General features: G+C 57.2%; 23 protein-coding genes and 1 tRNA gene. 8 read left to right on the top strand and 16 right to left on the bottom strand.

The features are described 5' to 3' along the window. Positions 1 to 132: 132 nt before the first annotated feature. Positions 133 to 384 (top strand): hypothetical protein, encoded by a 252-nt coding sequence (locus tag GOV53_RS01255; RefSeq protein WP_170463653.1) that lies wholly within the window; start codon positions 133 to 135, stop codon positions 382 to 384. A gap of 45 nt (positions 385 to 429) precedes the next feature. On the opposite strand, the gene GOV53_RS01250 is transcribed toward GOV53_RS01255, so the two are convergent. Beyond that, positions 430 to 1,971, bottom strand: a complete 1,542-nt coding sequence (locus GOV53_RS01250; protein ID WP_170463650.1) for a helicase HerA-like domain-containing protein — start codon at positions 1,969 to 1,971, stop codon at positions 430 to 432. A 439-nt stretch (positions 1,972 to 2,410) separates the two neighbouring features. Between GOV53_RS01250 and GOV53_RS01245 the strand changes: the two genes are divergently transcribed. Then, entirely contained in the window at positions 2,411 to 3,010 is a 600-nt protein-coding gene (locus tag GOV53_RS01245) for an invasion associated locus B family protein (RefSeq protein WP_170463649.1), read from the top strand. Positions 3,011 to 3,077: 67 nt separating this feature from the next. Here the strand turns inward: GOV53_RS01245 and GOV53_RS01240 are convergent, their stop codons facing one another. The 4 genes from GOV53_RS01240 to GOV53_RS01225 are packed head-to-tail and all read right to left on the bottom strand — an operon-like array spanning position 3,078 to position 7,318. Beyond that, positions 3,078 to 4,286 carry a beta-ketoacyl-[acyl-carrier-protein] synthase family protein gene (locus GOV53_RS01240; protein ID WP_170463647.1) on the bottom strand — a complete coding sequence of 403 codons (1,209 nt, stop codon included), beginning with the start codon at positions 4,284 to 4,286 and terminating at the stop codon, positions 3,078 to 3,080. A 9-nt stretch (positions 4,287 to 4,295) separates the two neighbouring features. Continuing rightward, positions 4,296 to 4,553: an acyl carrier protein gene (locus tag GOV53_RS01235; RefSeq protein WP_170424789.1), complete on the bottom strand. Its 258-nt coding sequence runs from the start codon at positions 4,551 to 4,553 to the stop codon at positions 4,296 to 4,298. A gap of 32 nt (positions 4,554 to 4,585) precedes the next feature. Then, a complete protein-coding gene (gene lpxD / locus GOV53_RS01230) occupies positions 4,586 to 5,677 on the bottom strand; it encodes a UDP-3-O-(3-hydroxymyristoyl)glucosamine N-acyltransferase (protein ID WP_170463645.1) in 1,092 nt (363 codons plus the stop codon). Positions 5,678 to 5,713: 36 nt separating this feature from the next. Then, the gene (locus tag GOV53_RS01225; RefSeq protein WP_170463643.1) at positions 5,714 to 7,318 is read right to left on the bottom strand and encodes a L,D-transpeptidase family protein; all 1,605 of its coding nucleotides are present in this window, start codon (positions 7,316 to 7,318) and stop codon (positions 5,714 to 5,716) included. 355 nt (positions 7,319 to 7,673) lie between these two features. Between GOV53_RS01225 and GOV53_RS01220 the strand changes: the two genes are divergently transcribed. After that, positions 7,674 to 8,243 carry a YcbK family protein gene (locus GOV53_RS01220; protein WP_170463641.1) on the top strand — a complete coding sequence of 190 codons (570 nt, stop codon included), beginning with the start codon at positions 7,674 to 7,676 and terminating at the stop codon, positions 8,241 to 8,243. A 111-nt stretch (positions 8,244 to 8,354) separates the two neighbouring features. Here GOV53_RS01220 and GOV53_RS21400 read toward each other — a convergent pair whose 3' ends face one another. The 11 genes from GOV53_RS21400 to GOV53_RS01165 all read right to left on the bottom strand — a co-directional run bounded on the left by GOV53_RS21400 (position 8,355) and on the right by GOV53_RS01165 (position 17,990). Next, positions 8,355 to 8,990 carry a collagen-like protein gene (locus tag GOV53_RS21400; protein ID WP_217361226.1) on the bottom strand — a complete coding sequence of 212 codons (636 nt, stop codon included), beginning with the start codon at positions 8,988 to 8,990 and terminating at the stop codon, positions 8,355 to 8,357. Positions 8,991 to 9,518: 528 nt separating this feature from the next. Next, positions 9,519 to 9,595: transfer RNA gene (locus GOV53_RS01210), tRNA-Arg, on the bottom strand. A 66-nt stretch (positions 9,596 to 9,661) separates the two neighbouring features. Next, on the bottom strand, positions 9,662 to 10,882 hold the full coding sequence (locus GOV53_RS01205) for a cysteine desulfurase (RefSeq protein ID WP_170463639.1): 1,221 nt from the start codon (positions 10,880 to 10,882) through the stop codon (positions 9,662 to 9,664). Positions 10,883 to 10,893: 11 nt separating this feature from the next. Next, positions 10,894 to 11,460, bottom strand: coding sequence for a YIP1 family protein (locus GOV53_RS01200; protein ID WP_170463637.1), 567 nt, complete (start codon positions 11,458 to 11,460; stop codon positions 10,894 to 10,896). Beyond that, the gene (locus tag GOV53_RS01195) at positions 11,457 to 11,942 is read right to left on the bottom strand and encodes a YIP1 family protein (RefSeq protein ID WP_170463635.1); all 486 of its coding nucleotides are present in this window, start codon (positions 11,940 to 11,942) and stop codon (positions 11,457 to 11,459) included. The genes GOV53_RS01200 and GOV53_RS01195 overlap by 4 nt, the downstream gene beginning before the upstream one ends. Beyond that, positions 11,942 to 13,222, bottom strand: a complete 1,281-nt coding sequence (sufD, locus tag GOV53_RS01190; protein WP_170463633.1) for a Fe-S cluster assembly protein SufD — start codon at positions 13,220 to 13,222, stop codon at positions 11,942 to 11,944. Before sufD ends, GOV53_RS01195 begins: the two co-directional genes overlap by 1 nt. Next, positions 13,222 to 13,977: a Fe-S cluster assembly ATPase SufC gene (gene sufC / locus GOV53_RS01185; RefSeq protein WP_170463632.1), complete on the bottom strand. Its 756-nt coding sequence runs from the start codon at positions 13,975 to 13,977 to the stop codon at positions 13,222 to 13,224. Before sufC ends, sufD begins: the two co-directional genes overlap by 1 nt. After that, entirely contained in the window at positions 13,970 to 14,803 is an 834-nt protein-coding gene (locus GOV53_RS01180) for a polysaccharide pyruvyl transferase family protein (protein ID WP_170463630.1), read from the bottom strand. The genes sufC and GOV53_RS01180 overlap by 8 nt, the downstream gene beginning before the upstream one ends. A 94-nt stretch (positions 14,804 to 14,897) precedes the next feature. After that, a complete protein-coding gene (gene sufB / locus GOV53_RS01175; RefSeq protein WP_170463628.1) occupies positions 14,898 to 16,418 on the bottom strand; it encodes a Fe-S cluster assembly protein SufB in 1,521 nt (506 codons plus the stop codon). 18 nt (positions 16,419 to 16,436) lie between these two features. Beyond that, positions 16,437 to 17,480, bottom strand: a complete 1,044-nt coding sequence (locus tag GOV53_RS01170; RefSeq protein WP_170463626.1) for a cysteine desulfurase family protein — start codon at positions 17,478 to 17,480, stop codon at positions 16,437 to 16,439. Positions 17,481 to 17,531: 51 nt separating this feature from the next. Further along, positions 17,532 to 17,990: an Rrf2 family transcriptional regulator gene (locus GOV53_RS01165; protein WP_170463624.1), complete on the bottom strand. Its 459-nt coding sequence runs from the start codon at positions 17,988 to 17,990 to the stop codon at positions 17,532 to 17,534. 177 nt (positions 17,991 to 18,167) lie between these two features. On the opposite strand from GOV53_RS01165, the gene GOV53_RS01160 reads away from it, so the two are divergent. The 5 genes from GOV53_RS01160 to typA all read left to right on the top strand — a co-directional run bounded on the left by GOV53_RS01160 (position 18,168) and on the right by typA (position 22,804). Further along, positions 18,168 to 18,821, top strand: a complete 654-nt coding sequence (locus GOV53_RS01160; RefSeq protein ID WP_170424714.1) for an alpha/beta hydrolase — start codon at positions 18,168 to 18,170, stop codon at positions 18,819 to 18,821. Continuing rightward, the gene (locus GOV53_RS01155; protein ID WP_170424711.1) at positions 18,821 to 19,066 is read left to right on the top strand and encodes a hypothetical protein; all 246 of its coding nucleotides are present in this window, start codon (positions 18,821 to 18,823) and stop codon (positions 19,064 to 19,066) included. Before GOV53_RS01160 ends, GOV53_RS01155 begins: the two co-directional genes overlap by 1 nt. Then, on the top strand, positions 19,063 to 20,220 hold the full coding sequence (locus GOV53_RS01150) for an HD domain-containing protein (protein WP_170463622.1): 1,158 nt from the start codon (positions 19,063 to 19,065) through the stop codon (positions 20,218 to 20,220). The genes GOV53_RS01155 and GOV53_RS01150 overlap by 4 nt, the downstream gene beginning before the upstream one ends. A 354-nt stretch (positions 20,221 to 20,574) precedes the next feature. Beyond that, positions 20,575 to 20,910 carry a DMT family transporter gene (locus tag GOV53_RS01145; RefSeq protein ID WP_170424705.1) on the top strand — a complete coding sequence of 112 codons (336 nt, stop codon included), beginning with the start codon at positions 20,575 to 20,577 and terminating at the stop codon, positions 20,908 to 20,910. Positions 20,911 to 20,986: 76 nt separating this feature from the next. After that, entirely contained in the window at positions 20,987 to 22,804 is a 1,818-nt protein-coding gene (typA, locus tag GOV53_RS01140) for a translational GTPase TypA (protein ID WP_170463620.1), read from the top strand. The last annotated feature ends 168 nt before the right edge of the window (positions 22,805 to 22,972 follow it).

Genomic DNA, 22,972 nt, shown 5'->3' with positions numbered 1-22,972 from the left:
TTTTACGCAGTATACCGATTAGACGATCCAAAGTACCGCCTTGATCCAGCCCTCTTTTTGGCTCGAATTTACGCTAACTTGACACTTGGCCCGCGATCATCCGGGAAACCTACGAGTATAAGAAGAGTGCACATGAATATTTCTCTCACCAAAGCAATCCTCATCGTTCCGCTGTTCGTTGCCCTGGCAGGCTGCATTCCGACACCGGAAGAGCTTGAGACTACTCCTGTCAAAGTGCAGACGCCCAAAGGCGAAGTGACCTGCCAGCTGTATCGTCAGGACCGTGTGATCTGGGATCGCGCAATCAACTTCCCGGCGACCAAGATGTCCGTATCCGAAGCGGACGCCTATTGCCGCCAGGAAGGCCAGCGCCGTCTGAAGTAACGTGTCAGGCACCGGGCAGGCCCAACCTGCCCGACTGTTTGTCCGTTAGCGAGCCTTGAACAACCCGCCCAGAATGCCGCGCACGATGCGGCGTCCGGTTGTGCCTTTCAGTTCTTTGATCACGGCCTCGCTCATCGCGGTGGCGAATGTGTCCTTCTTGCGCATGACGCGGGCTGAGGATCGTCCGACGCGGCTGCCGGAATAGCGCCGCGCTGTCGCGAATTCCCGTTCTGCCGTCGATTGCGTCTCAAGCTGTTCTTCCGCTTCGGCCGCAGCCTGCGCCGCTGAATTTGCGCGGGCTTGCAGGATTTCAAAGGCTGATTTCCGGTCAGTCAGTTTCCCATACTTCGCCTTCATCGCCGAGGCATCCATCAGCGCCTTGCGCTCGGCCTTTGTGATCGGGCCAAGCTGCGATCCCGGCGGGCGGATCAGTGTCCGTTCGACGATCCCCGGGACACCCTTTTTCTGCAGCATCGAAGTTACGGCTTCGCCCACACCAACCTCGCGAATAGCCTGTTCGGTGTCGAAGGCGGGATTTTCCCGATAGGTCTCGGCTGCGAGGCGCAGGTTTTTTCGATCCCGTGCTGTGAACGCGCGCAGGGCGTGCTGAACCCGGTTGCCCAGCTGACCCAGAATGTCTTCGGGAATGTCCGCAGGATTTTGCGAGATGAAATAGACGCCCACGCCTTTGGAGCGAATAAGACGCGCGACCTGTTCGACCTTGTCCACCAACACCTTGGGCGCGTCATCGAACAACAAATGCGCTTCGTCGAAAAAGAAAACCAGCTTGGGTTTGTCCGGATCGCCAACCTCGGGCAGTTCCTCGAACAATTCGCTCAGCAACCACAGCAGGAAGGTTGCGTAAAGGCGCGGTGAACCCATCAACTTGTCGGCGGCCAGGATGTTCACGACCCCCTGCCCGTTTTCGTCCAAACGCATCAGATCGGCCAGTTCCAACGCTGGTTCGCCGAACAACTTTGTACCGCCCTGATTTTCGAGCACCAACAGACGGCGCTGGATCGCTCCGATCGAAGCGGTTGAAACGTTGCCGTAGCGCAGGGACAGCTGCGCCCGGTTTTCCCCGATCCAGACCAGCAGAGACTGCAGGTCCTTGAGGTCCAACAATGGCAAACCTTCTTCGTCCGCCACCCGGAACGCGATGTTCAAGATCCCTTCCTGTGCCTCGCTCAGGTCCATTAACCGAGACAGCAACAAGGGACCCATTTCGGTTACGGTGGTTCGGACCGGGTGCCCCTGTTCCCCGAACAGATCCCAAAAGGTGACCGGAAAAGCGCCATAGGCGTAGTCAACAAAACCGATACGCTGCGCACGGTCTTGAAACGCCTGGTGGAGTTTGTGGTCTTCGCTGCCTGCCTTGGCCAGACCGGACAAATCGCCTTTGACGTCCGACAGGAAAACAGGGACGCCCGCTTGCGAAAACCCCTCGGCCAGAATTTGCAATGTCACGGTCTTGCCGGTGCCGGTCGCCCCCGCAATCATGCCGTGACGATTGGCATATTTCAGCGTCAGCGATTGCGGTTGGCTATAGTCGTTGCCGGAGCCGCCCAAAAAGATGTTTTTGTCCATGAATGTAAGGCCTTGTTTCCACCGATCTTCGGCCAGCATACAAATTTAACCTTTGGCTGCGAAAGTCTAATTGCTGTCCCCCGGCTTTGGTTGTGGGTCAGCATATTTCCTCCCTGTCGACTGACCGCGCCTCCGGGCGCGGTTTTTTTCACAAATCATGGTCATAACATTAAAAATTCAGGTTAGCAGTTGACCGCTGCGTCTGCCTTTCGTAACGTCTGCGCATAACTAAGTCGGCCAGTCCGACGGGGAGAAAATTATATCGAAGGGAGCCGCTCCAACGGCTCCCTTTGTCGTTTGTGAGTTTGCCCTTTCTGCGCCTCCAAAAGGTGGCGAAAATCCGATCACATCTTGAATTGCGCCACCTTAGCCGCTGACACTGTTGGCGAGGGGTGATAGACGAAAGAAAAAGTCCAACACACACATTGCCGAGGCACTCATGATCAAGAACATCCTATCCGTCAGCCTGGTGACCGCCGCCTTGTGCTGCGGCACTGCATTTGCCCAAGAGGCAACCCAGGACACTGAAACTCAGCCTCAGACCGGGGTCGGCACCGACCTGGATCTGGGCGAAACCGGTCCCCGTCTGGGAGAGCAATACATCAAAGAGGAACAAGGCGACTGGGCCATCCTTTGCATCAACACCAATAACGAAGAAGATCCCTGCGCAATGCGTCAGGTCCTGACCGGTGAGCAAGGCCAACCAATTGCAGAGATCACCATTGAACGGCTGCCGGAAGGTGTTGCCGCCGTTGCGGGTGCAACTGTCGTGGTTCCTCTGGAAACCTTGCTGCAGGCCCAGATCGCCTTTTCGATCGATGGCGGACCAGGCAAACGCTATGACTATCATCATTGCAACCCTGTCGGCTGCCTCGCTCAGTTGGGCTTTACCCAAGGAGATGTAGACGCGATGAAAGCGGGCTCGACCGCCAAGCTGTCGCTGGTGTCGGTTTTGGCCCCCAATCAGTTGCTGGAACTGGAAGTTTCGCTGGCCGGATTCACCGCCGGGTTCGACAGTTTGAACGTTCTGCAGAACTAAATTACGCTCAAGAAAAAAGCGCCACCGAAGATCTTCGGTGGCGCTTTTTTTGTGTCAGATTCCTGGCTTAAACGCGTTTCAACGCCAGCACAGCGTTCAGGCCGCCAAAGGCAAACGCGTTGCTCAGGACAACATCAACATTCGCTTCGCGTGCTTCGTTTGGCACGATGTCCAGCGCGCATTCCGGATCGGGTTCTTCATACCCAATCGTGGGCGCAATCACTCCGTCACGCAGGGCCATGATACAGGCCAACAGCTCAACCGCGCCGGTGCCCCCGATCAAGTGACCATGCATCGACTTGGTCGATGAGATCATCAGCTCATCCGCGTGTGGGCCGAACACATCAGCAACCGCCGCGCATTCCGTCTTGTCATTGGCCGCGGTACCGGTGCCATGGGCATTGATATAGCCCACCTTGTCTGCACTGATCCGCGCATCTGCCAGCGCACCGGACATTGCTCGTGAAGCACCCTGTTTGCTGGGCATCACGATATCCGCAGCGTCAGAGGACATGGCGAAACCGACCACCTCGCACAGAATATCCGCACCACGGGCGCGCGCATGCTCGTATTCCTCGAACACGAAGACACCTGCGCCCTCGCCCTGAACCATACCATTGCGGTTTGCGCTGAAGGGTCGGCACGCGTCCTTGGACATGACGCGCAGCCCTTCCCAGGCCTTGACCCCGCCGAAACACAGCATCGACTCCGAACCACCGGTCACCATGGCCGGAGCAGCGCCGCTACGCACCATCTGAAACGCCAACGCCATCGCGTGGTTGGACGATGCACACGCTGTCGAGACCGTAAAGCTTGGCCCCTTCAGGTTATGCTCCATCGACACATGGCTAGCGGCTGCGTTGTTCATCAGTTTCGGTACGACAAACGGGTGAACCCGGTTTTTGCCATCCTCATAAACGGAACGGTAGTTATCGTCCCAGGTCGAAACGCCGCCACCGGCGGTCCCAAGCACCACACCAGATCGCGCGGCCAGATCACCGTGAAATTCGATCCCGGATTGATCAATCGCCTCTTTCGCTGCGGTCAGCGTGAATTGGGTGAAACGATCATACAGGCTCATCTGCTGCCGGTTGAACCGGCCCTCAGCTTCAAAGCCGCGAACCTGACCGCCAATCTTGATGGCCAAACGCTCGACATCCCGAAATTCGAGCTCAGAGATCCCACAACGCCCTTCGCGCATGGCCTCAAGCGTATCGGCCACCGAATGGCCCAGCGAATTGATAGTACCGGCCCCGGTAATGACGACGCGTTTCATGAGACTACGTCAGACCTTTTCCGACACCAGCTTTTCGATCCCGGCGATAATCGCCGCAACGTTCGTGATATCAAAGTCGCTGGCGCTGGGTTCGTTAGCGTTGAACGGAACCGAAATGTCGAACTCTTCCTCGATCGCAAAAATGCTCTCGACCAGACCAAGACTGTCGATGCCAAGATCTTCAAGCGTGCTTTCGGGGGTCACATCAGACGGCTCCAGCACGGCCTGCTCTGCAATGATTGCGATGACGCGGTCGCTGATGCTCATGACGATCCTCTGATTATCCTGTTGAGGGTGATTTAATCACTCGAAGGCAATTTGGAAACAGCCTTTTTCAACGCCTCTACGTCACGCGCCAATCGCGGCAGACGCCGCTGCGCTTTGTAAATGTCTGTATGGCTTTCCATTTTTATGCCCGGATAGCCCATAATCACGCGTCCTTTGGGTACATTGGACAGGATTTTCGTTCCCCCGCCCGAGATCACGCCGTCACCAATAAAGATGTTGTCGACCACTCCGGTCTGACCGCCCAACACGACGTTGTTTCCGATCTCGACAGACCCGGACACACCGGTTTGGCCACACAGCAGACAATCGCGCCCGACGCGCGTGTTGTGGCCCACATGGACCAGGTTATCGAGTTTTGAGCCGTCGCCGATGCGCGTATTCCGAATAGTGCCGTTATCGACGGTGCAATTCGAGCCAACCTCGACATCGTCACCAATTTCAACGGCACCAAGGGAATGGATGCGCAGCCAACTTTGCGCGCGGGCTTCGCCTTGATCGCCCATTGTCTTGCGTGCGTTTTCGGCACCTGAAACCTCGGGCGTCACAAAGCTGAACCCATCGCCACCGATCCGCGCGCCGGGTTGGGCTATGAACCGGTCCCCAATCTGCGCCCGGGCGCCAATGCTCACCATCTCGCGCAGAACGGCGTTGTCACCGAGAACCGCATCCATGCCGATCACACAATGGGGGCCGATCACCGCGCCCTTTCCAATGCGAACCCGTGCGCCGATAACCGCCAGCGGGCCGATAGAGGCCCCTTCGCCAATTTCCGCAGTTGGGTCGATCACGGCTGAAGGGTGAACACCGGATTCAACACCCTGCCCGCGATCCAGCATCGCGGTGATTCCGGCCATCGCCATGCGCGGACGTGGAACGAAAATCGCGGCGTCCAAACCCAGGGCTTGCCAATCAGCACCTTCCCACAACACGGCAGCACGAGCGGACCCGGCGCTCAGCGCTTCGGCGTATTTCGGCGACATCGCCATGGCCAGATCAGCTGGGCCCGCATCGGCCGGTTCTGCGGCGCGTTCGATGACAACGCTCAGATCACCCTGGCTTTCGGCGCCCAGGGCTTCGGCGATTTGCTGAATGGTATATTGCATGACGGGCTTCCCGAATTAAGGACCTGCCCCCGGTGCTTACCCCTGAACGTCCGGCAGGGCTACCCCTGCTTTCTGCAGAGCCTCCCAGATTTTCCGATCCCGGTCATAGACATCGCGGCGATACTGAACCTCACCCTTCGGCCCGATATAGGCCGTGCGATAGATCAGGTGGACCGGAACATGCTGGTCAAGCTGAACCGTCGTTTCCTTGCCGGTCGCCAGAATGCGATGGAAAAACGCCTTGGGGTCTTCTTCTTGCTTGGCCAGCAACGCATAGGCAAACTCAAACGGTTGCGCCAGTCGGATACACCCGTGCGAGAACGCCCGCACCTCACGCGCGAACAGAGATTTCTGAGGCGTATCATGCAGATAGATGTTGTACTTGTTTGGGAACATGAACTTCACTAGCCCCAACGCATTGCTTTTGCTGGGCGGTTGGCGCATCGCAAATGGGAAGTTCCGGGTGTTGAACTGAGTGAAATCCACAGCGCCCCGGTTCACCACCCGACCGCTGCGATCCGTGATCTGGATGTGCCCCACAGCATTTGGGTTCGACTGCAGCTTGGGCAGATATTCCTTGGTGATGATCGAGCGCGGAACATACCAACTGGGGTTGATGACCATATGCTCCATCTCGTCCGAGAATTCAGGGCTACGGCGATCATGAACGTTTTTGCCAATCACCGCGCGGGTTTCAAACGTGACCCTGCCTTCATCAACGATCTTGGCCGAGAAATCCGCTTGATTCACCAGAATATGCCGCTCACCCCTCTCGCGCGGCAACCAACGCTCGCGTTCCAGGGCGACGTAAACGGCCTTCAGGCGCTCGGACGCGGTCCGGTTCAGCTCGGTAATCGTACCTTGTCCTGCGACACCGTCCGCAGCCAGGCCGTGCGCCTGCTGAAAGTCCTTCACAGCGGCCAGCAACGCGTCGTCGAACACCGGGCTGGCTGTGGGCTTGAGATAGCCCATTGTTATCAGGCGGTTCCGCAGCTTAATGACATTGGGGCCCGTGTCCCCGAGCTCCAGCTTGTCCACCGGAACGGACGCACCCCATCCGCCCTGATGGACGAGAGTTTCAAGAGCCAACTTCTGCTTCATCAATGCTCGATACTGAACAGATTGCGGTGCGAGTTCGTCGAAATAGGCGTCTCCGTCAGCGGTTGTCAGCGCCTGCAGGTGTTCTGCGGCGGACCGTCGAGAGACTTTGCGGACCAGACCGTCGTCAATCTGCGCAGGGCGCAACGCACCGGAATAAAGGTCATCTGCATAGCGTAAAAACGCGCGGCTCAATGCGATCTCAACCGCGCCAAGGTCCCGCAAGGACCGTGCGTCCTGCATCTGAGACATTAGGGACGAAACGTCGTAGTCCCCTTGGGGCAAACCATGCAGATCCGTTGACGACAGCGCCCGGATCAAACGGGCCCGGCGCGCTTGATGCTCTGGGCTTTCACCAACCCAAATCGGCGCAAAATCGTTGCCGCGGTAGAAATCCGCGAGTCCTGACCCGGAAGGTGCAAACTCGGCAACAGCCATTTGAAACGCGGTATCCGGCACGGATTGGGCGTTTGCCACGGATGCTGCCGCCGAAACACAAGCGGCGAAAATAAGACGTGTTGGCAATCGTAAAAAAGCTCGCATGGGATGGCCCTGATTATTCAATACTTTGCGCGTTCTGAGGCGCATGTCGGTAAAATATGGTTTTCAGCCGAAGGATTTGTCCATTCACAAATGCATCAAATTGATGCATCCCCTTCTGTCTGATGCGCGTTTGCATCGGCTGCAGTATGCCAATGCCTAATTGCCTCAATATTATACCAATTTGCATCACCTGCGCAAAAAACTGCCGAAAATTCCCCCTTGAAAAGGTGAATTTCAAAGACTTCTTGGCGGCTCCTCACGACTGTGTCATAAATCCCGCATCTGGGATGGGAAAAAATTAATACCGCGCGCGTAACATCGTGTGCAGGCAGGAACAGTACGGGACGAAACTAAAATGACTACGAGCAGTACTTCGGGCTTGACCCGTCGTGCCCTATTGGGCGCATTTGCAGCAACCGCAGTTGTGGCAGCACCGACTTATTCCAACGCAGCAGGTTTTTTGCGCGGCGGCGGCGATATCCGTCGTATTCGCATGTATTCGGGCCGCACCGGCGAACGGATCGACATGATCTATTGGGTGGATGGCAAATACATCAAGGACGCCGTCAAAGAAGTGAACCACTTCATGCGCGATTGGCGCACGGATCAGGTCAAATCCATGGACCTGCGCACCATCGACATCATGGCCGCTTCGCACAACCTGCTGGACGTGAACGAGCCCTACACGCTGCTGTCCGGCTACCGCTCCCCCCAAACAAACGCGATGCTGCGCTCGCGCTCGCGCCGTGTGGCCAAGAACTCGCTGCACATGAAGGGTCAGGCCGCTGACCTGCGTCTGTCTTCGCGCTCTGTTTCCCAAATGGCCAAGGCGGCCATCTCCTGCCGCGCTGGTGGCGTTGGCAAATACTACCGTTCCAACTTTGTCCACATGGATTGCGGCGAGGTCCGCAGCTGGGGCGGTTAACGCCCCAAAAACTCCAGTCCTGCTGATGGTTATGATTGAGCGCCATACGGCGCTCTTTTTCATTCAAAACACAACTGAAACCGGATTCTGCTACCCAGGTACTTTACCCGATCACCAGCTAATGGTGATTGATGCAACGGCACCCGGCTCTGTCCCGTACGAAACACCGACATTGCCATAAATGCGGTCGTTCAACTTCATACCCACTAATCCGGAATACCCGGTCTTCCCATCATAATAGCCAAGACCGAAAGACGTCTGGATTCCGTCATAATGCGGGTTCTGCTGCAACGCTGCCAAAGACATCGCCGCGGCAATTCCTGCTGTGTTGTTGGCGATGTTTTCCGCATTTCGCGCAATAGCATTCCGGTTTGCGACAATCTCGTTTTGGAGCGGGATCATGCGCGCATAGTCGACTTGTCCAGTTTCACCCTGCGGCCCCACGTCGCCCTGTTGTCCGGTTTCGCCTTGTGGACCAGTCGCGCCTTGCGGACCCTGTGGCCCAGCAGGACCGGATTGATATGGATCGTAAGCCTGATTGCCTGCCGCTTTGGTTTTTGTGGTACTCTCGCCATTAAAGTAAGCTTTGTGCGTCTGTGCCCCGCTACCTTTTCCCCCATAAACGATTGTTGTACCTGGATTGACGACGAACTCTTTGTCGAACGTCCCGCCATATTGTTGCAACCGCACAGTTTGAGGCGCATCCAAATCGTTCGTGATGCGCCAAACGGTGGTTCCATCGCTCAAACGACCCAAACTCGTTAGGTTAGCCGCATTGACCACCCCCGCGGCCAAAAGGCTGCCTGGTATCGCCAAAACTGCGGCATACATTTATTCTTTGACTCTCATAGTGGTGAACTCCTTTCTTCGAACGCGAATTAGTTCGTCGACCGAAGTTCGCGCATGTGATGTTCTGCCATCGACAGCGGCGTCGATTTAGGTTTTTGGCAGAAAATAGGAAGTTGCCGGGTTCATGACATACGCAAGTCAAACCAAAACAGCTTTGTCGAAGTAAGAGAAATTGTGCTGTCTTGGGCAATCCGTCGCAAAGACAGGTCGCCATGTGTAACAGCGGTTTAGGCAGATAGCGTCGCTCCAATTACGTCGGCATCGATAGCGACCAAGTGCAAAACACGCGCTGCGAACACCCGACACCATTTTTAGAAAACGGCGCGTCAGCTCCGGGCATTCAACGTATTTTCTCTATGAATTATCGCCTAGAATAACTTCCGTATCGGATATGACTACCAGCTTTTTGAACAATGGTGGGGTACGTGGCGCACCTGAGAGGATTCGAACCTCTGGCCTCTGCCTTCGGAGGGCAGCGCTCTATCCAGCTGAGCTACAGGTGCCTTGGCCGTTAGCTAACCTTGTTCCGATCCGGGTGCAACTGCAAATCTTCCCGGATCGGTCAGGTTTCACGCAAACAGATCATGCGCCAGTTCAAGCGCGTCGATCAGCGTGTCGACCTCGTCCGTCGTGTTGTAGAGGCCAAAGCTGGCGCGGCAAGTGGCAGTGACACCGTAGAAATCCATCAGCGGCCCGGCACAGTGATGACCGGCGCGCACGGCCACACCTTTTTTGTCCAGAATGGTTGAAACATCATGCGCGTGCCCTGCCCCGTCCAGCGTAAAGCTGAAGATCGCGGCCTTGTCGGGACGTGTGCCCTGTACCTGCAACCAGTTCAGACCCGTCAGTTTCTGCATTGCGTAATCGCGCAGACCGGCCTCGTGCTTGGCGATGTTCTCCATCCCCAAATCCATCATGTAATCCAGAGCAACACCCAGACCGATGGTCTGCACGATACCGGGCGTGCCGGCCTCGAACTTCATCGGCGGATCGTTGTAGATCACCTGATCCTTGCTGACCTCTTTGATCATGTCGCCGCCGCCGATGAAGGGGCGCATTTCAGCCATGCGTTCGGACTTGATATAAATCGCGCCAGAGCCGGACGGGCCGTAAAGCTTGTGCCCGGTGATAGCATAGAAATCACACCCGATATCCTGCACGTTCACAGGCATATGAACCGCGCCCTGGCTGCCATCGACTAGCACCGGAACGCCTTTGGCGTGGGCTCCTTCGGTGATCGCTTTGACATCCACCACCGTGCCCAGAACGTTTGAACACTGGGTGACGGCGACCAGCTTTGTTTTCGGACCGATTGCATCGATCACGGCTTGCGGGTCCAGTCCGCCGTCCGCATCCACATCGACCCATTTCAAAACAACACCCTGACGTTCGCGCAGGAAATGCCAGGGCACGATGTTGGCGTGATGCTCCATCACGCTCAGGACGATCTCATCCCCGGCCTGCAGGTGCGGCATCGCCCAGCCGTAGGCAACAAGGTTGATCCCTTCGGTCGTGCCCGAGTTCAGAACGATCTCATCCTCATCCGCGGCCCCCAGAAAATGGGCAATGGTTCCGCGAACACCTTCATACTTCTCGGTCGCGAGGTTGGACAGGTAGTGCAGCCCACGATGGACATTCGAATACTCTTCTGCGTAGGCGCGCGTGACTGCGTCGATCACCACCTGCGGTTTCTGCGCCGACGCGCCGTTGTCCAGATAGGTCAGCGGCTTGCCATTTACTTCCCGTGACAGGATCGGAAAGTCAGAGCGAATTTTCTGCACGTCATACATGGTCTTTTTCCCTATACCGGGCCGCCGGGCGTAAGAGCGAGGACAAGTGGAACTGCCAGCAAGGCAGATAACACGATGACCCCAAAAGATTTTGCAAGCGAACCGAACTGATGCGCTTCATTCAGGAAATGTAGCGTGACGTAAAGGCTGATCACGGCTGTGGCCAACAAAAACATCACCATCAGGAACGGCAAAACGATTGTAACCGCCAATGTGATCACCATCGCAGCGATCTGCAGGTATTGAAGCCAGATTGTGAGCGTCAGGATGTCTTCGAACGAGGCGCGGCCACCCAGAAAACGGCCGACGAAAAGAAATGCAGCGACGCTCAGCATCATGGTACCCGCCGAGCGCAGCAGGCCCAAAAAGACAGGCTCTGGCGGAAGAACCGGTTCCCCTTCGGGCACCGGGACCATTTGTTCAATCCCCAGCTGGATTATGCCGTTCAGAACGACGGCCAAAGCAAAGGCAAGCCACAGAACCTCACGCCCCGGTCGCAGCGCTAAAAGCTGGCGGGCAGCTTGCGCAGGGTTAGTCAGGGTCAGTACGGCAAGTTGAGCAATGCCTGTGGAATTCATTCTTGTTGCCTTTGCGCTTGGCTGAGACCTGCCACCCAGAACCACAGGAACACGGCGAACCAGATAGCGCCCACGATCGTCAGCGCGGGACCAGAGCCGATAAATCCTGCAACAAGGCCATTTAACAGAACCAGCGGCGTCGAGGAAAGTAGCGCCCAAAACAACGCCAGCCGTGCACCGTAAGATGTGCCCTTACCTCCAGCCAGCCGCGCCGCGCCATATGACACAAAAGCCAGCAGGTAGAAAAACAGCGGCAGAATAAAGACGGTGCCCATCAAGGCACCGCCCATCAACATATCAAGCTCAAGGCCTTCGATATGCGCACGGCGGGCGAGGCTGGGCAATTGGGCGATGAATGCCACAACGCAGAACGCCATAACAAACACCAGTGCCCTATCCTCGCGCGGGCCAAGATCAAGAAGCCGACGCACAACCCGCCCCGGCCCCCGATAGGTGGCCACGATATCTGATGTCACCGGCATCAGCTATGCCGCGACAACCAGCCTTCGAGGCGTTCGACAATGGCTTCGGCCAGAGCCTCATCCTCGATCTCATCGACGGCCTCGGCCAAAAAGGCCAGCGTCAGCATATTGGTGGCGTCTTTCACCGGAACCCCGCGCGAGCGCAGGTAGAACAGCGCCGTCTCGTCAATCGCGCCCGAGGTCGAGCCATGCGAACACGCGACATCGTCGGCATAGATCTCAAGTTCCGGCTTGGCGAGGAACTGGCTGTCGTCATCCAACAGCAAGGACTGGCTGATCTGGTAACCGTCGGTCTTCTGAGCACCCTCTTTCACCAGGATCTTGCCTTGGAACACGCCGGTCGCACCGTTGCGCAGAACCTTCTTGAACACCTGTCGGCTTTCGCAGTTCACCGCGTCGTGGGTGATGAAAACCGTGTCATCGTGGTGGAAATCACCATCGCCGACACAGGCGCCTGCCACATGCGCAACCGCATCATCGCCGGTCAGTTCAACGACTTGCTCGTTCCGGGTCAGAATACCATTCACCGTCAAGGTGAACGACTTATAGGTAGCTTCCTGACCCAGACGGGTAAACATATGTGTTGCCGCACGACGTTCATGATCCCTGCCCTGCGCGCGCACGTGATGCAAAGTCCCGCCATCAGCGATGTCGATCTCCATGCATTTGTTAAAACGCGACGCCGCAGGCCCGTTTTCAAGGATCGTCACCTCGGCCTCGCTTTCGACACGGACGATGTGGTGCAGCATGGCGTCAGAGGTTTCGGAGGCGTGACGATAAATCAGGCTAATCGGCTTGGACGGCTTGCCGGTGACATGAATAGCAACACCATCCGCTGCAAAGGCGGTGTTAAGCGCCGCCAATGGTCGCTGAACCGGAGACTGCCCGCGCGCTTCAAGAACGCCGTACAACTCTTTGGCCCAGTGAATATCTTTGCAGCAGATATCCTCGATACGCTCGATACTGACGCCTTCCAGTTGCAAATCGTCCGATTCCTCGGCGCTGAACACGCCGTCAACAAAGACGATTTTCAGACGGTCAAGGTCCCCGAACAGCAACGGCTCGTCCGAATGGAAAAGCGCAGCGCGCGGCGCTTCAGGCGAAATCAGCGTGTCCGGGCGCGTGTACTTCCAGTATTCATCGCGCCGTCCGGGCAAACCCATTTCAAGAACTCGGGCCAGTGCATCCTCGCGCGCGGCGCGCGTGCACCCTGCATCGGGCATGGTCAGCGTAGCCAGCCGCGCCTCGGTCGCAGTTTGTTTAACTTCGGGCAGCGCCATCAGTTCACCTCGGCCAGAATGTCTGAGTAACCGTTGTTTTCAACTTCCAGAGCCAGATCAGGACCACCGGTTTTGACGATCCGACCGTCTGCCATGATGTGCACGACATCGGGTTTGATGTGATCAAGCAGACGCTGATAGTGGGTGATTACCAGGAAACCACGACCTTCGTCGCGCAGCGCGTTCACGCCCTCGGCCACCAGCTTCATCGCATCGACGTCCAGACCCGAGTCCGTTTCGTCCAGGATGCACATCTTCGGCTCAAGCATCGCCATCTGCAGGATTTCGTTCCGCTTCTTCTCACCGCCAGAGAATCCAACGTTCACCGGACGCTTAAGCATGTCCGCGTCAATCTTCAGCGACTTGGCCTTGGCACGAACCAGCTTCAGGAAGTCAGCGGCCGACAGTTCTTCTTCACCACGCGCCTTACGTTGCGCGTTTACTGCGGTGCGCAGGAACGTCATGTTGCCGACGCCGGGGATTTCGACCGGGTATTGGAACGCTAGGAAAATGCCTGCCGCAGCACGCTCTTCCGGTTCCATATCCAGCAAATCCTCACCATCCAGAGTGGCCGTGCCTTCGGTCACTTCGTAGCCGTCGCGGCCCGACAGCACATAGCTGAGTGTCGACTTACCCGAGCCGTTCGGCCCCATGATCGCGTGCACCTTTCCGGCCTCGACAGTCAGATCAACACCTTTGAGGATTTGCTTTTCTTCTTCCTCAAGTTTCACGTGCAGGTTTTTGATTTCAAGCATGATAGAGTTCCGTTTCTTGCGGGATTGTTGAAAAGCTCTCCAACAAGTTCGACTGGCTTTGTTCGATACCGTTCTGGTAGGCCAGCGAACCCGGAGGCTCGTTCGTAGCTAGTTTCGCGATCTCTCCCACACTCAGTGGCGAGGGCAAAGCGCGTTCGATTCCGGTTGCGTAGTCATAGAACTTCAATCCGGGTTTGCGATGTATTTCGTTCAGCGTGAACCAATGGTTGGCCACGCCATAGCTGTCCGCGACGATCAGCCCGTGCAGGCTGGAAGAGAAAATCCTTGCACAACCCGCAATTTCCGCACAGACGACATCCGCGGGTCTTCGGGTGTCAATTAGTCTGAATCTGGGATCCGACACGACCAGCGCGACGATGTTCGGATCCTCGACCTCGCTGTGGTGTGGGACGATACCGATGACATCATCCTGCGCTTCAGTTCTTGGATAGACGCGGCTGGCCAAAATTCCGGGATCTCCAAAGTTTACGTCCCGCAAGTTTAGAAGAGCCGCCGTAATCGGACCACGAACAGTCTTTGGTGTCTGCACCGAGCCGACGAAATCCGGTGCCAGCGGCTCCAGACACCCGCTTCCCCAAACGAAAGGTTTTACAGGTGAACCCCGACCCAACGCGCCGCGGCTGACAAAAGACATGATCGAGCCGATCGCGAACAGATCCGCCCGAACCGGTTTCGCCCAAACAACAGGACGGCCCGACACATGCGCCACAACGCCATGAGATAGATCATCCCCGAAATTTGGCCTCTTGTTCCACCAAAAAAGCTTGATGGGATCAGCCTCTTTTTGAGGTACAGACTGTTCCATACTTACGCTCGCTCCATGCCCGCGCAAGGGCAGGTGACCGACCCCGATGATCCGGACAACACGGTCACGACGATACTGGCCTCAAGCACCCGAATTACCCCACGGACCCTTCCAGACTGATCGCAACCAACTGCTGCGCTTCCATAGCAAATTCCATCGGCAGTGCCTGCAGGACGTCCTTGCAGAACCCGTTGACGACCAGTGCCACGGCCTCTTCCTCGTCCATTCCGCGCTGACGGCAGTAGAACAGCTGGTCATCGTCCACCTTGGACGTCGTCGCCTCGTGCTCCACTCGGGAAGAGTTGTTTTTGACCTCGATATACGGAACCGTATGCGCCCCGCATTTGTCGCCGATCAGCAAACTGTCGCACTGCGTATAGTTCCGGCTGTCCTTGGCCTTCGGGTGCATCGAGACCAGACCACGATAGGTGTTCTGAGCCTTACCCGCACTGATACCTTTGGAAACGATCCGCGACTTGGTGTTTTTGCCCAGGTGAACCATCTTCGTGCCGGTGTCGGCCTGCTGATAGTTGTTGGCAATCGCGATCGAATAGAACTCGCCCTGGCTTTCGTCGCCGCGCAAGATGCAGGACGGGTACTTCCAGGTCACGGCCGAGCCGGTTTCAACCTGCGTCCACATCACCTTGGACCGGTCACCCCGGCAATCGGCGCGTTTGGTCACAAAGTTATAGATCCCGCCCTTGCCGTTCTCATCACCCGGGAACCAGTTCTGAACGGTCGAATACTTAACCTCGGCATCTTCTTCGACGATGATCTCAACCACAGCCGCGTGCAGCTGCGCTGTGTCACGCTGAGGTGCAGTACAGCCCTCCAAGTAGCTGACATAGCTGCCTTTATCGGCGATGATAAGGGTCCGTTCGAACTGACCGGTGTTTTCCGCGTTGATACGGAAATAGGTGCTCAGCTCCATCGGGCAGCGGACGCCCGGTGGGATGTAAACAAACGACCCGTCCGAGAACACGGCGGAGTTCAGAGTTGCGTAGAAGTTGTCCGAGACCGGAACGACAGTACCCAGATACTTCTTCACCAACTCAGGATGTTCTTTGATTGCCTCGGAGATTGAGCAGAAGATCACTCCATGCTTGGCCAGTTCGTCCTGGAACGTCGTTCCGACCGAGACCGAGTCAAACACCGCGTCCACCGCAACTTTGCGGCCCTCGGCGGGCATGTCTTCGGCGCCCTCAACGCCAGCAAGAATCATCTGTTCTTTCAGAGGGATGCCCAGCTTTTCATATGTCGCCAACAGCTTGGGGTCGACCTCATCCAACGACTTGGGCTTTTCCTCCATCGACTTAGGACGGGCATAGTAATACTGGTCCTGAAAATCGATCGGCGGATAGTGCACCATGGCCCATTTGGGCTCTTCCATCTGGGTCCAACGCTCGAACGCAGCCAAACGCCATTCGGTCATCCACTCGGGCTCTTCGTTCTTCTCCGAGATGAGCTTTACGATATCCGGGTTTACGCCTTTGGGGGCGTATTCCATCTCGATATCTGTATCCCAGCCGTATTTGTAGGTTCCGACCTCGCGTACCGCATCTACGGTTTCCTGATCGACACCCTCTTTTACCTGGGTCTGGTCCAAAGCGGCCATATGACACCCTCCGTCAGATCACGCGGCGCGCGCGCGATGCTTCTTTTCTTTTTCAAGCCACGTTTCGGCGAAACGCAGCACTTCTTCTTCTGTGGTCAAAGGCCCCAGCGACACGCGGATCGCGCTGGCTGCTGTCACCTCATTAAATCCCATTGCGGTCAACACCGCGCTGGCCCGAACCTTGCCGCTGGAACAGGCCGAGCCCGCACTAACAGCGAACCCTGCCAAATCCATCTGCATAACCTGCGTTTCACCCTTCCAGCCCGGAGTAGCGAAACACGCGGTATTTGGCAGTCGGTCCTGACCTTTCCCGACAAAAATAGTAGATTTAGAACCAGCCTCAAGGGCATTTTCTAGAATATTTCTAAATTCACGAACCTGTTCCCAAACACCGTTCGACAAATCCCGCGCGGCTGCTTCAGCTGCGACCCCGAACCCCGCGATTCCAATGACATTTTCGGTACCCGAGCGGCGACCCATCTCTTGCCCGCCACCTTTGATCATCGCAGGCAGATCGGTGCCACGTTTCATAACAACCGCACCGATCCCTTTCGGGCCGCCCAGTTTATGAGCTGAAATCAGCGCCATCTGCGCGCCCATCCAGTTGAAGGCCACCGGCAATTTGCCAAACGCCTGCGTGGCGTCGGTGACCGCAAGCCCCTGGGGCAGCGGCTGCACGATCCCCGTTTCCGAGTTGGCCAACTGCAGAGTCGAATGCTCGGGACTGGCCACCTCGACCAAACCATTGGGCGCAGTCGGAAGGTCTTCGACGATCCATGACCGGATCGCGTCGTGCTCCACCGCCGATCCGTGCAAACTCCGCCCAGCCAACGTCAAGGCTGCCCCTTCGGTCGATCCAGAGGTAAAGACGATGTCCGCTCCATCCGCTCCAAAAGCCGCTGCGATCTGGGCGCGGGCGCGTTCGACGAGAGATTTGGCCGCCCGACCCTCAGCATGAACAGATGAGGGATTCCCGCACAACTCCATCGCGGCCACCATGGCTTCGCGCGCCTCGGGGCGCAGCGGAGTCGTTGCGTTATGATCCAGATAAACGCGATTCATGGATACATCTTTTCCTGAACGCAAATGGGGCACATCACAGGCAGCATCGGATCACTCATCCACGACGGAAAACAGGCTGGGCACGGCCGGACACGGGGCCAGATCGTTCTTGATCACGTCGGACAAACGCGTCTGATGCAGAAACACATAGACATGCGCGCTGAGGCTTTCCCACAAACGATTGGTCAGCGATTGCGCCCGGCTTCCCGAAGACGCCCCGGACGCACCCGCACCTTTTTGCAGCGCATCCACAGTCTCATCCACCGCAGCCAAAATCTCGACCACCCGAATCTCGGACGCAGGACGCGCCAGACGATACCCACCGCCTGGCCCGCGCACGGATGACACAAGCTCGGCCCGGCGCAGCTTGACGAAAAGCTGTTCGAGATACGGTAGGGAAATGTCCTGACGTTCAGAGATTTCGCTTAGCGTTACCAACCCTTCAGAGCATTGCAGGGCAATGTCAGCCAATGCGACCATCGCGTAACGACCCTTCGTCGAAAGCTTCATTGTCTTTCCCTTATGGCAGGTTATACGCGAAAACATTGACGCCGCCGCCGCCAGTGCGTATCTCCGACAGGCAGCGCCTTGCGCAAAGCATCACAATTAGAACCGTTCTAAGGTGCCTTACGATAATCGTCAAGTATATCGTGGCACCCGGAAGTAAAAGACAGGACCAAAGCACACATGCCCGAGGTGATTTTTCCCGGACCCGAAGGCCGCCTGGAAGGCCGCTACCACCCGCAAAAGGAAAAAGACGCACCGATCGCCATCGTGTTGCACCCGCACCCACAATTCGGCGGGACCATGAACAACAAGGTCGTCTATAACCTGCACTATGCGTTCTACAACATGGGCTTCACCGTGTTGCGCTTTAACTTCCGCGGTGTTGGCCGCAGCCAGGGCGAATACGACCAGGGCGTGGGCGAGCTGAGCGATGCCGCGTCGGCACTGGACTACCTGCAGTCGATGAACAACAACTCGAAGCACTGCTGGGTCGCTGGCTTCTCGTTCGGGGCCTGGATCGGCATGCAGCTTCTGATGCGCCGCCCTGAGATCACGGGCTTCATCAGCGTGTCGCCGCCCGCCAATATGTACGACTTTTCGTTCCTAGCGCCCTGCCCGTCTTCGGGCCTGATCATCAACGGCTCGGCCGACCGCGTCGCCCCACCTGCAGACACCACCGCGTTGGTGAACAAACTGCATGAGCAAAAGGGCATCACCATCACTCATAACGAGGTCGAAGGTGCCGATCACTTCTTCCAGGATCGCCACATGGACACGCTGATCACCGATGTCAGCGACTATGTTAAGCGTCGCCTGACCGAGAACACGCGCTAATGTCAGACACCATCAGCACCCTCGCCGCCAAGCTGGCCGAGGACACGATGAAAGTTATGGATGAAACGGGCAACGACCGTTTCTTTGTCGAGGTGGGCGAGCTGTTGGGCGCGTCCTCTCAGACGTTGGAAGAGGCCTTCCTGACCGAAATCCGCGTGCGCCTTGCCGAACGCAAGGCCCGCAAATTTGTCATAGACACGCTGACCAAGCACCGATCACAAGTTAAGGCGATTGAAAAGAAATGACCGAGAGACTGTCCGCGCAACTTGAATTCCTGAAACGCGCGGACAGGCTGAAGTCAGTCGATCGCGCCAACGCCCTACTTGACCAGTCGCGGCCCGAGAACTCTGCCGAGCACAGCTGGCACCTTGCTCTTTGGGCTTTGGTGATGCAGCCGCTGGCAGCTGATGATGTCGACATCAACCGGGTCATTCAAATGCTGCTCTTGCATGATCTGGTCGAAATCGTTGTCGGCGATCACCCCATCCATCTGGAGACCGACTGGGCGGCCGTCGAACGTGCCGAACGCGCAGCTGCGGACGAACTGTTCGGCCTGCTGCCCGACGATCAGGCCACTATGTTTCGAGCCCTGTGGGAAGAGTTCGAGGCTGACGGAACTCCGGACGCTAGATTCGCCAAGTATCTGGACCGGTGCCAACCGCTGTTTCAGGTTCTGTGCGCTCCCGCTCCGAATCCAGAGCACGTAGAGGTCGCGCGGGACAATCTGCGAGACGGACGCGCCGCTTATCTGGCGCAGGAGCTCCCCGAAGCCCACGCTCTGGCAACCGCTCTGCTACACGATAAACCCGTGCCCGAGACGACGTTCTCGGAACGACTGGCGTTTTTGACCGAAGCGGATCAACTGAAATCCGTCTACCGCGCCTCGCGCCTGTTGTCCGGTGAGCGGTTTGAAAACTCAGCCGAACACTCCTGGCACATCATGCTGTTTGCCTGGGTGTTGGCGGAATATGCCCAACCCGGCGTTTCCATGGATCGCGTGCTGCACATGCTTTTGCTGCACGACATCGTCGAGATCGATGCCGGAGATCACCCCATCCACGGTCAAGTCGACCACGCCGCGCAAGAAGCCGAAGAACAAGCCGCGGCCGAGAGGTTGTTCGGACTGCTGCCCGACGCTCCGCAGCAGGCATTCATGTCGCTCTGGCAAGAGTTCGAGGCCGCCGAGTCTGCCGATGCGCGTTTCGCAAAGGCCATCGACCGGTTTCAAACGCCAATTGGCAATCTGGAAACGGGCGGCGGATCATGGGTGGATTTCGACGTGACCTTTGCCCAGATCGAACAACGTGTGGGCACACCGGTTCAGCGCGGCGCACCGGACCTTTGGGCATGGTTGCGCCCGCAATTGAGCGCCTTTTTTACTGAAAAAGCACCGGGCTGATCGCTTCTAAGCGCTCAACCCGGTTGGGTGACCGGATGTTGCCCCCTCTTGGTTGCATTATTGTCAGCAGGCGCTTCGCCTGCCAGCCAACCAAACGTTACGATCAAAGCCGAAGCCGCAATAACGGATAATGCAAATCTGGTCACAAAAAATACTCGCAAAGAAATCACTCGAAACACGATATGGATACCAAGCTTTTTTCTTTTGAAACAGTACGGTTATCCTGACCAGCGAAGGCTCGTTTCCATCTGGGTACTTGCGTTTGAAATTCGTTGGCGGGCCACAAAAATTCACTTGCCGCCCAGTAAGATTTCGTGCTCAACCGGGCGCAGGAAACCCAGACTGAGACATCCTGTGCCCAAAGCTTATTTGATCCTCTTGCTGGCGGTGATCGCCGAAACGATTGGCACGACGGCGTTGCAGGCCAGTCAGCAGTTTAGCCGGTTCTGGCCATCGGTGCTGGTCGTTTTGGGCTATGGCGTCGCCTTCTACCTGTTGGGGCTGACCCTGAAATACATGCCTGTCGGCATTGTCTATGCCATCTGGTCGGGTCTCGGGATTGTGCTGATCGCCATCATCGGGTTCATAGTGTTCGGTCAGCGACTAGACTGGCCTGCGGTGATCGGTTTAGCGATGATTTTGACCGGAATCCTGATCATTCACCTGTTTTCCAAGACTGCAGGCCACTGACGACCGGTTAGGGCTGGCCTATTCGGCAAATCCGCGTTATGCGCGCGGCAACTTCCCGTTCAAAGGCTGACCTCTCATGGACCTGCGCAACATCGCAATCATCGCTCACGTGGACCACGGTAAAACGACCCTGGTGGATGAGCTGCTCAAACAATCCGGCGCGTTCCGGGAAAATCAAGCCGTGGCCGAGCGCGCCATGGACAGCAACGATCTGGAGCGCGAGCGCGGGATCACCATCCTTGCCAAAGCCACCAGTGTTGAGTGGAAAGGCACGCGGATCAACATCGTCGACACCCCCGGCCACGCCGACTTCGGTGGTGAGGTCGAGCGTATCCTCTCGATGGTTGACGGCGTTGTCCTGCTGGTTGACGCAGCCGAAGGCCCGATGCCGCAGACCAAGTTCGTGACTTCGAAAGCGCTTGCGCTGGGCCTGCGCCCGATCGTGGTTCTGAACAAGGTCGACAAACCCGATGCCGAGCCTGACCGCGCGCTGGACGAATGCTTTGACCTGTTCGCCAACCTTGGCGCTGATGATGAGCAACTGGATTTCCCTGCCATGTACGCCTCGGGACGTTCCGGTTGGGCTGATATGGAACTGGACGGCCCCCGCAAGGACCTGACAGCCCTGTTCGACTTGGTCGTCGACCACGTCCCCGCGCCGAAACAGGCCGACAAGAAAGACGAACCCTTCCGTATGCTGGCAACCACGCTGGGCAGCGATCCGTTCATCGGCCGCATCCTGACCGGTCGTGTGGAAAGCGGCACGCTGAAGGCAGGTGACAGCCTCAAGGCCCTGTCCCGCGACGGCACGCTGATCGAGAACTTCCGCGCGTCGAAAATCCTGGCGTTCCGTGGCCTCGCCCAACAGCCTATCGATGTTGCAGAAGCAGGTGACATCGTCACCATCGCTGGCATGAGCAAGGCGACCGTGGCAGATTCGCTTGTTTCCCCTCAGGTTGACGAGGCCCTGCCCGCTCAGCCCATCGATCCGCCGACCATCACCGTGACCTTCGGTATCAACGACTCGCCGCTGGCCGGTCGTGACGGAAAGAAGGTCCAGTCGCGCGTCATTCGCGATCGCCTGATGAAAGAGGCCGAATCGAACGTTGCAATCCGCATTACCGACACTCCCGGCGGCGAAGCCTTCGAGGTTGCGGGTCGCGGTGAACTCCAGATGGGCGTTCTGATCGAGAACATGCGCCGCGAAGGGTTCGAGCTCAGCATCTCGCGCCCGCAGGTTCTGTTCCGCGAAGAAGACGGCCAGCGGATGGAACCCATCGAAGAAGTCACCATCGACGTTGACGATGAATATTCGGGCGCTGTAATCGAAAAGATCACCGGCGCGCGCAAAGGCGAACTGGCTGAAATGCGCCCCGCAGGTGCAGGCAAGACCCGCATCATCGCTCACGTCCCGTCTCGTGGGCTGATCGGCTATCACGGTGAGTTTCTGACCGACACCCGTGGCACCGGCGTTCTGAACCGCGTGTTCCACGGCTGGGCGGCCCATAAAGGTCCGATCCCGGGCCGTCGTGCCGGGGTTCTGATCTCGATGGAGAACGGCCAGGCCGTGGCCTATGCGCTTTGGAACCTGGAAGAACGTGGTCGCATGTTCGTCGCCCCGCAAACCAACGTGTATCAGGGCATGGTGATCGGTGAGCATTCGCGCGACAACGATCTGGAAGTGAACCCGCTAAAAGGCAAAAAGCTGACAAACGTACGCGCCAGCGGTTCGGATGACGCCGTGCGCCTCACTCCGCATATCCAGTTCTCGTTGGAAGAAGCAATTGCATACATCGACGATGACGAACTGGTTGAGGTTACACCAAACGCCATTCGCCTGCGCAAACGCTACCTTGATCCGCACGAGCGGAAACGGATGGCAAAGTCGGCTTAAGCTTCTCAGGCCCACTGTTTCCGAAAGCGGTACAATGGGCCCGATGTGGCATTTTTGCTTCCATTTTGACTATTTTGACTTCAAAACAGCCCGTTGCTCGACCGGGCTTTTTTGTTGTTTTTCATATAGTTTCGCCAATAGGTTGCGCGTTTCTTCGTCTTGGGTAGT

Source organism: Ruegeria arenilitoris (assembly GCF_013035315.1).
GTDB lineage: Bacteria > Pseudomonadota > Alphaproteobacteria > Rhodobacterales > Rhodobacteraceae > Ruegeria > Ruegeria arenilitoris_D.
The sequence above is the reverse complement of the archived record's forward strand: the minus strand, read 5'-3'. Positions and strand labels throughout refer to the sequence as shown.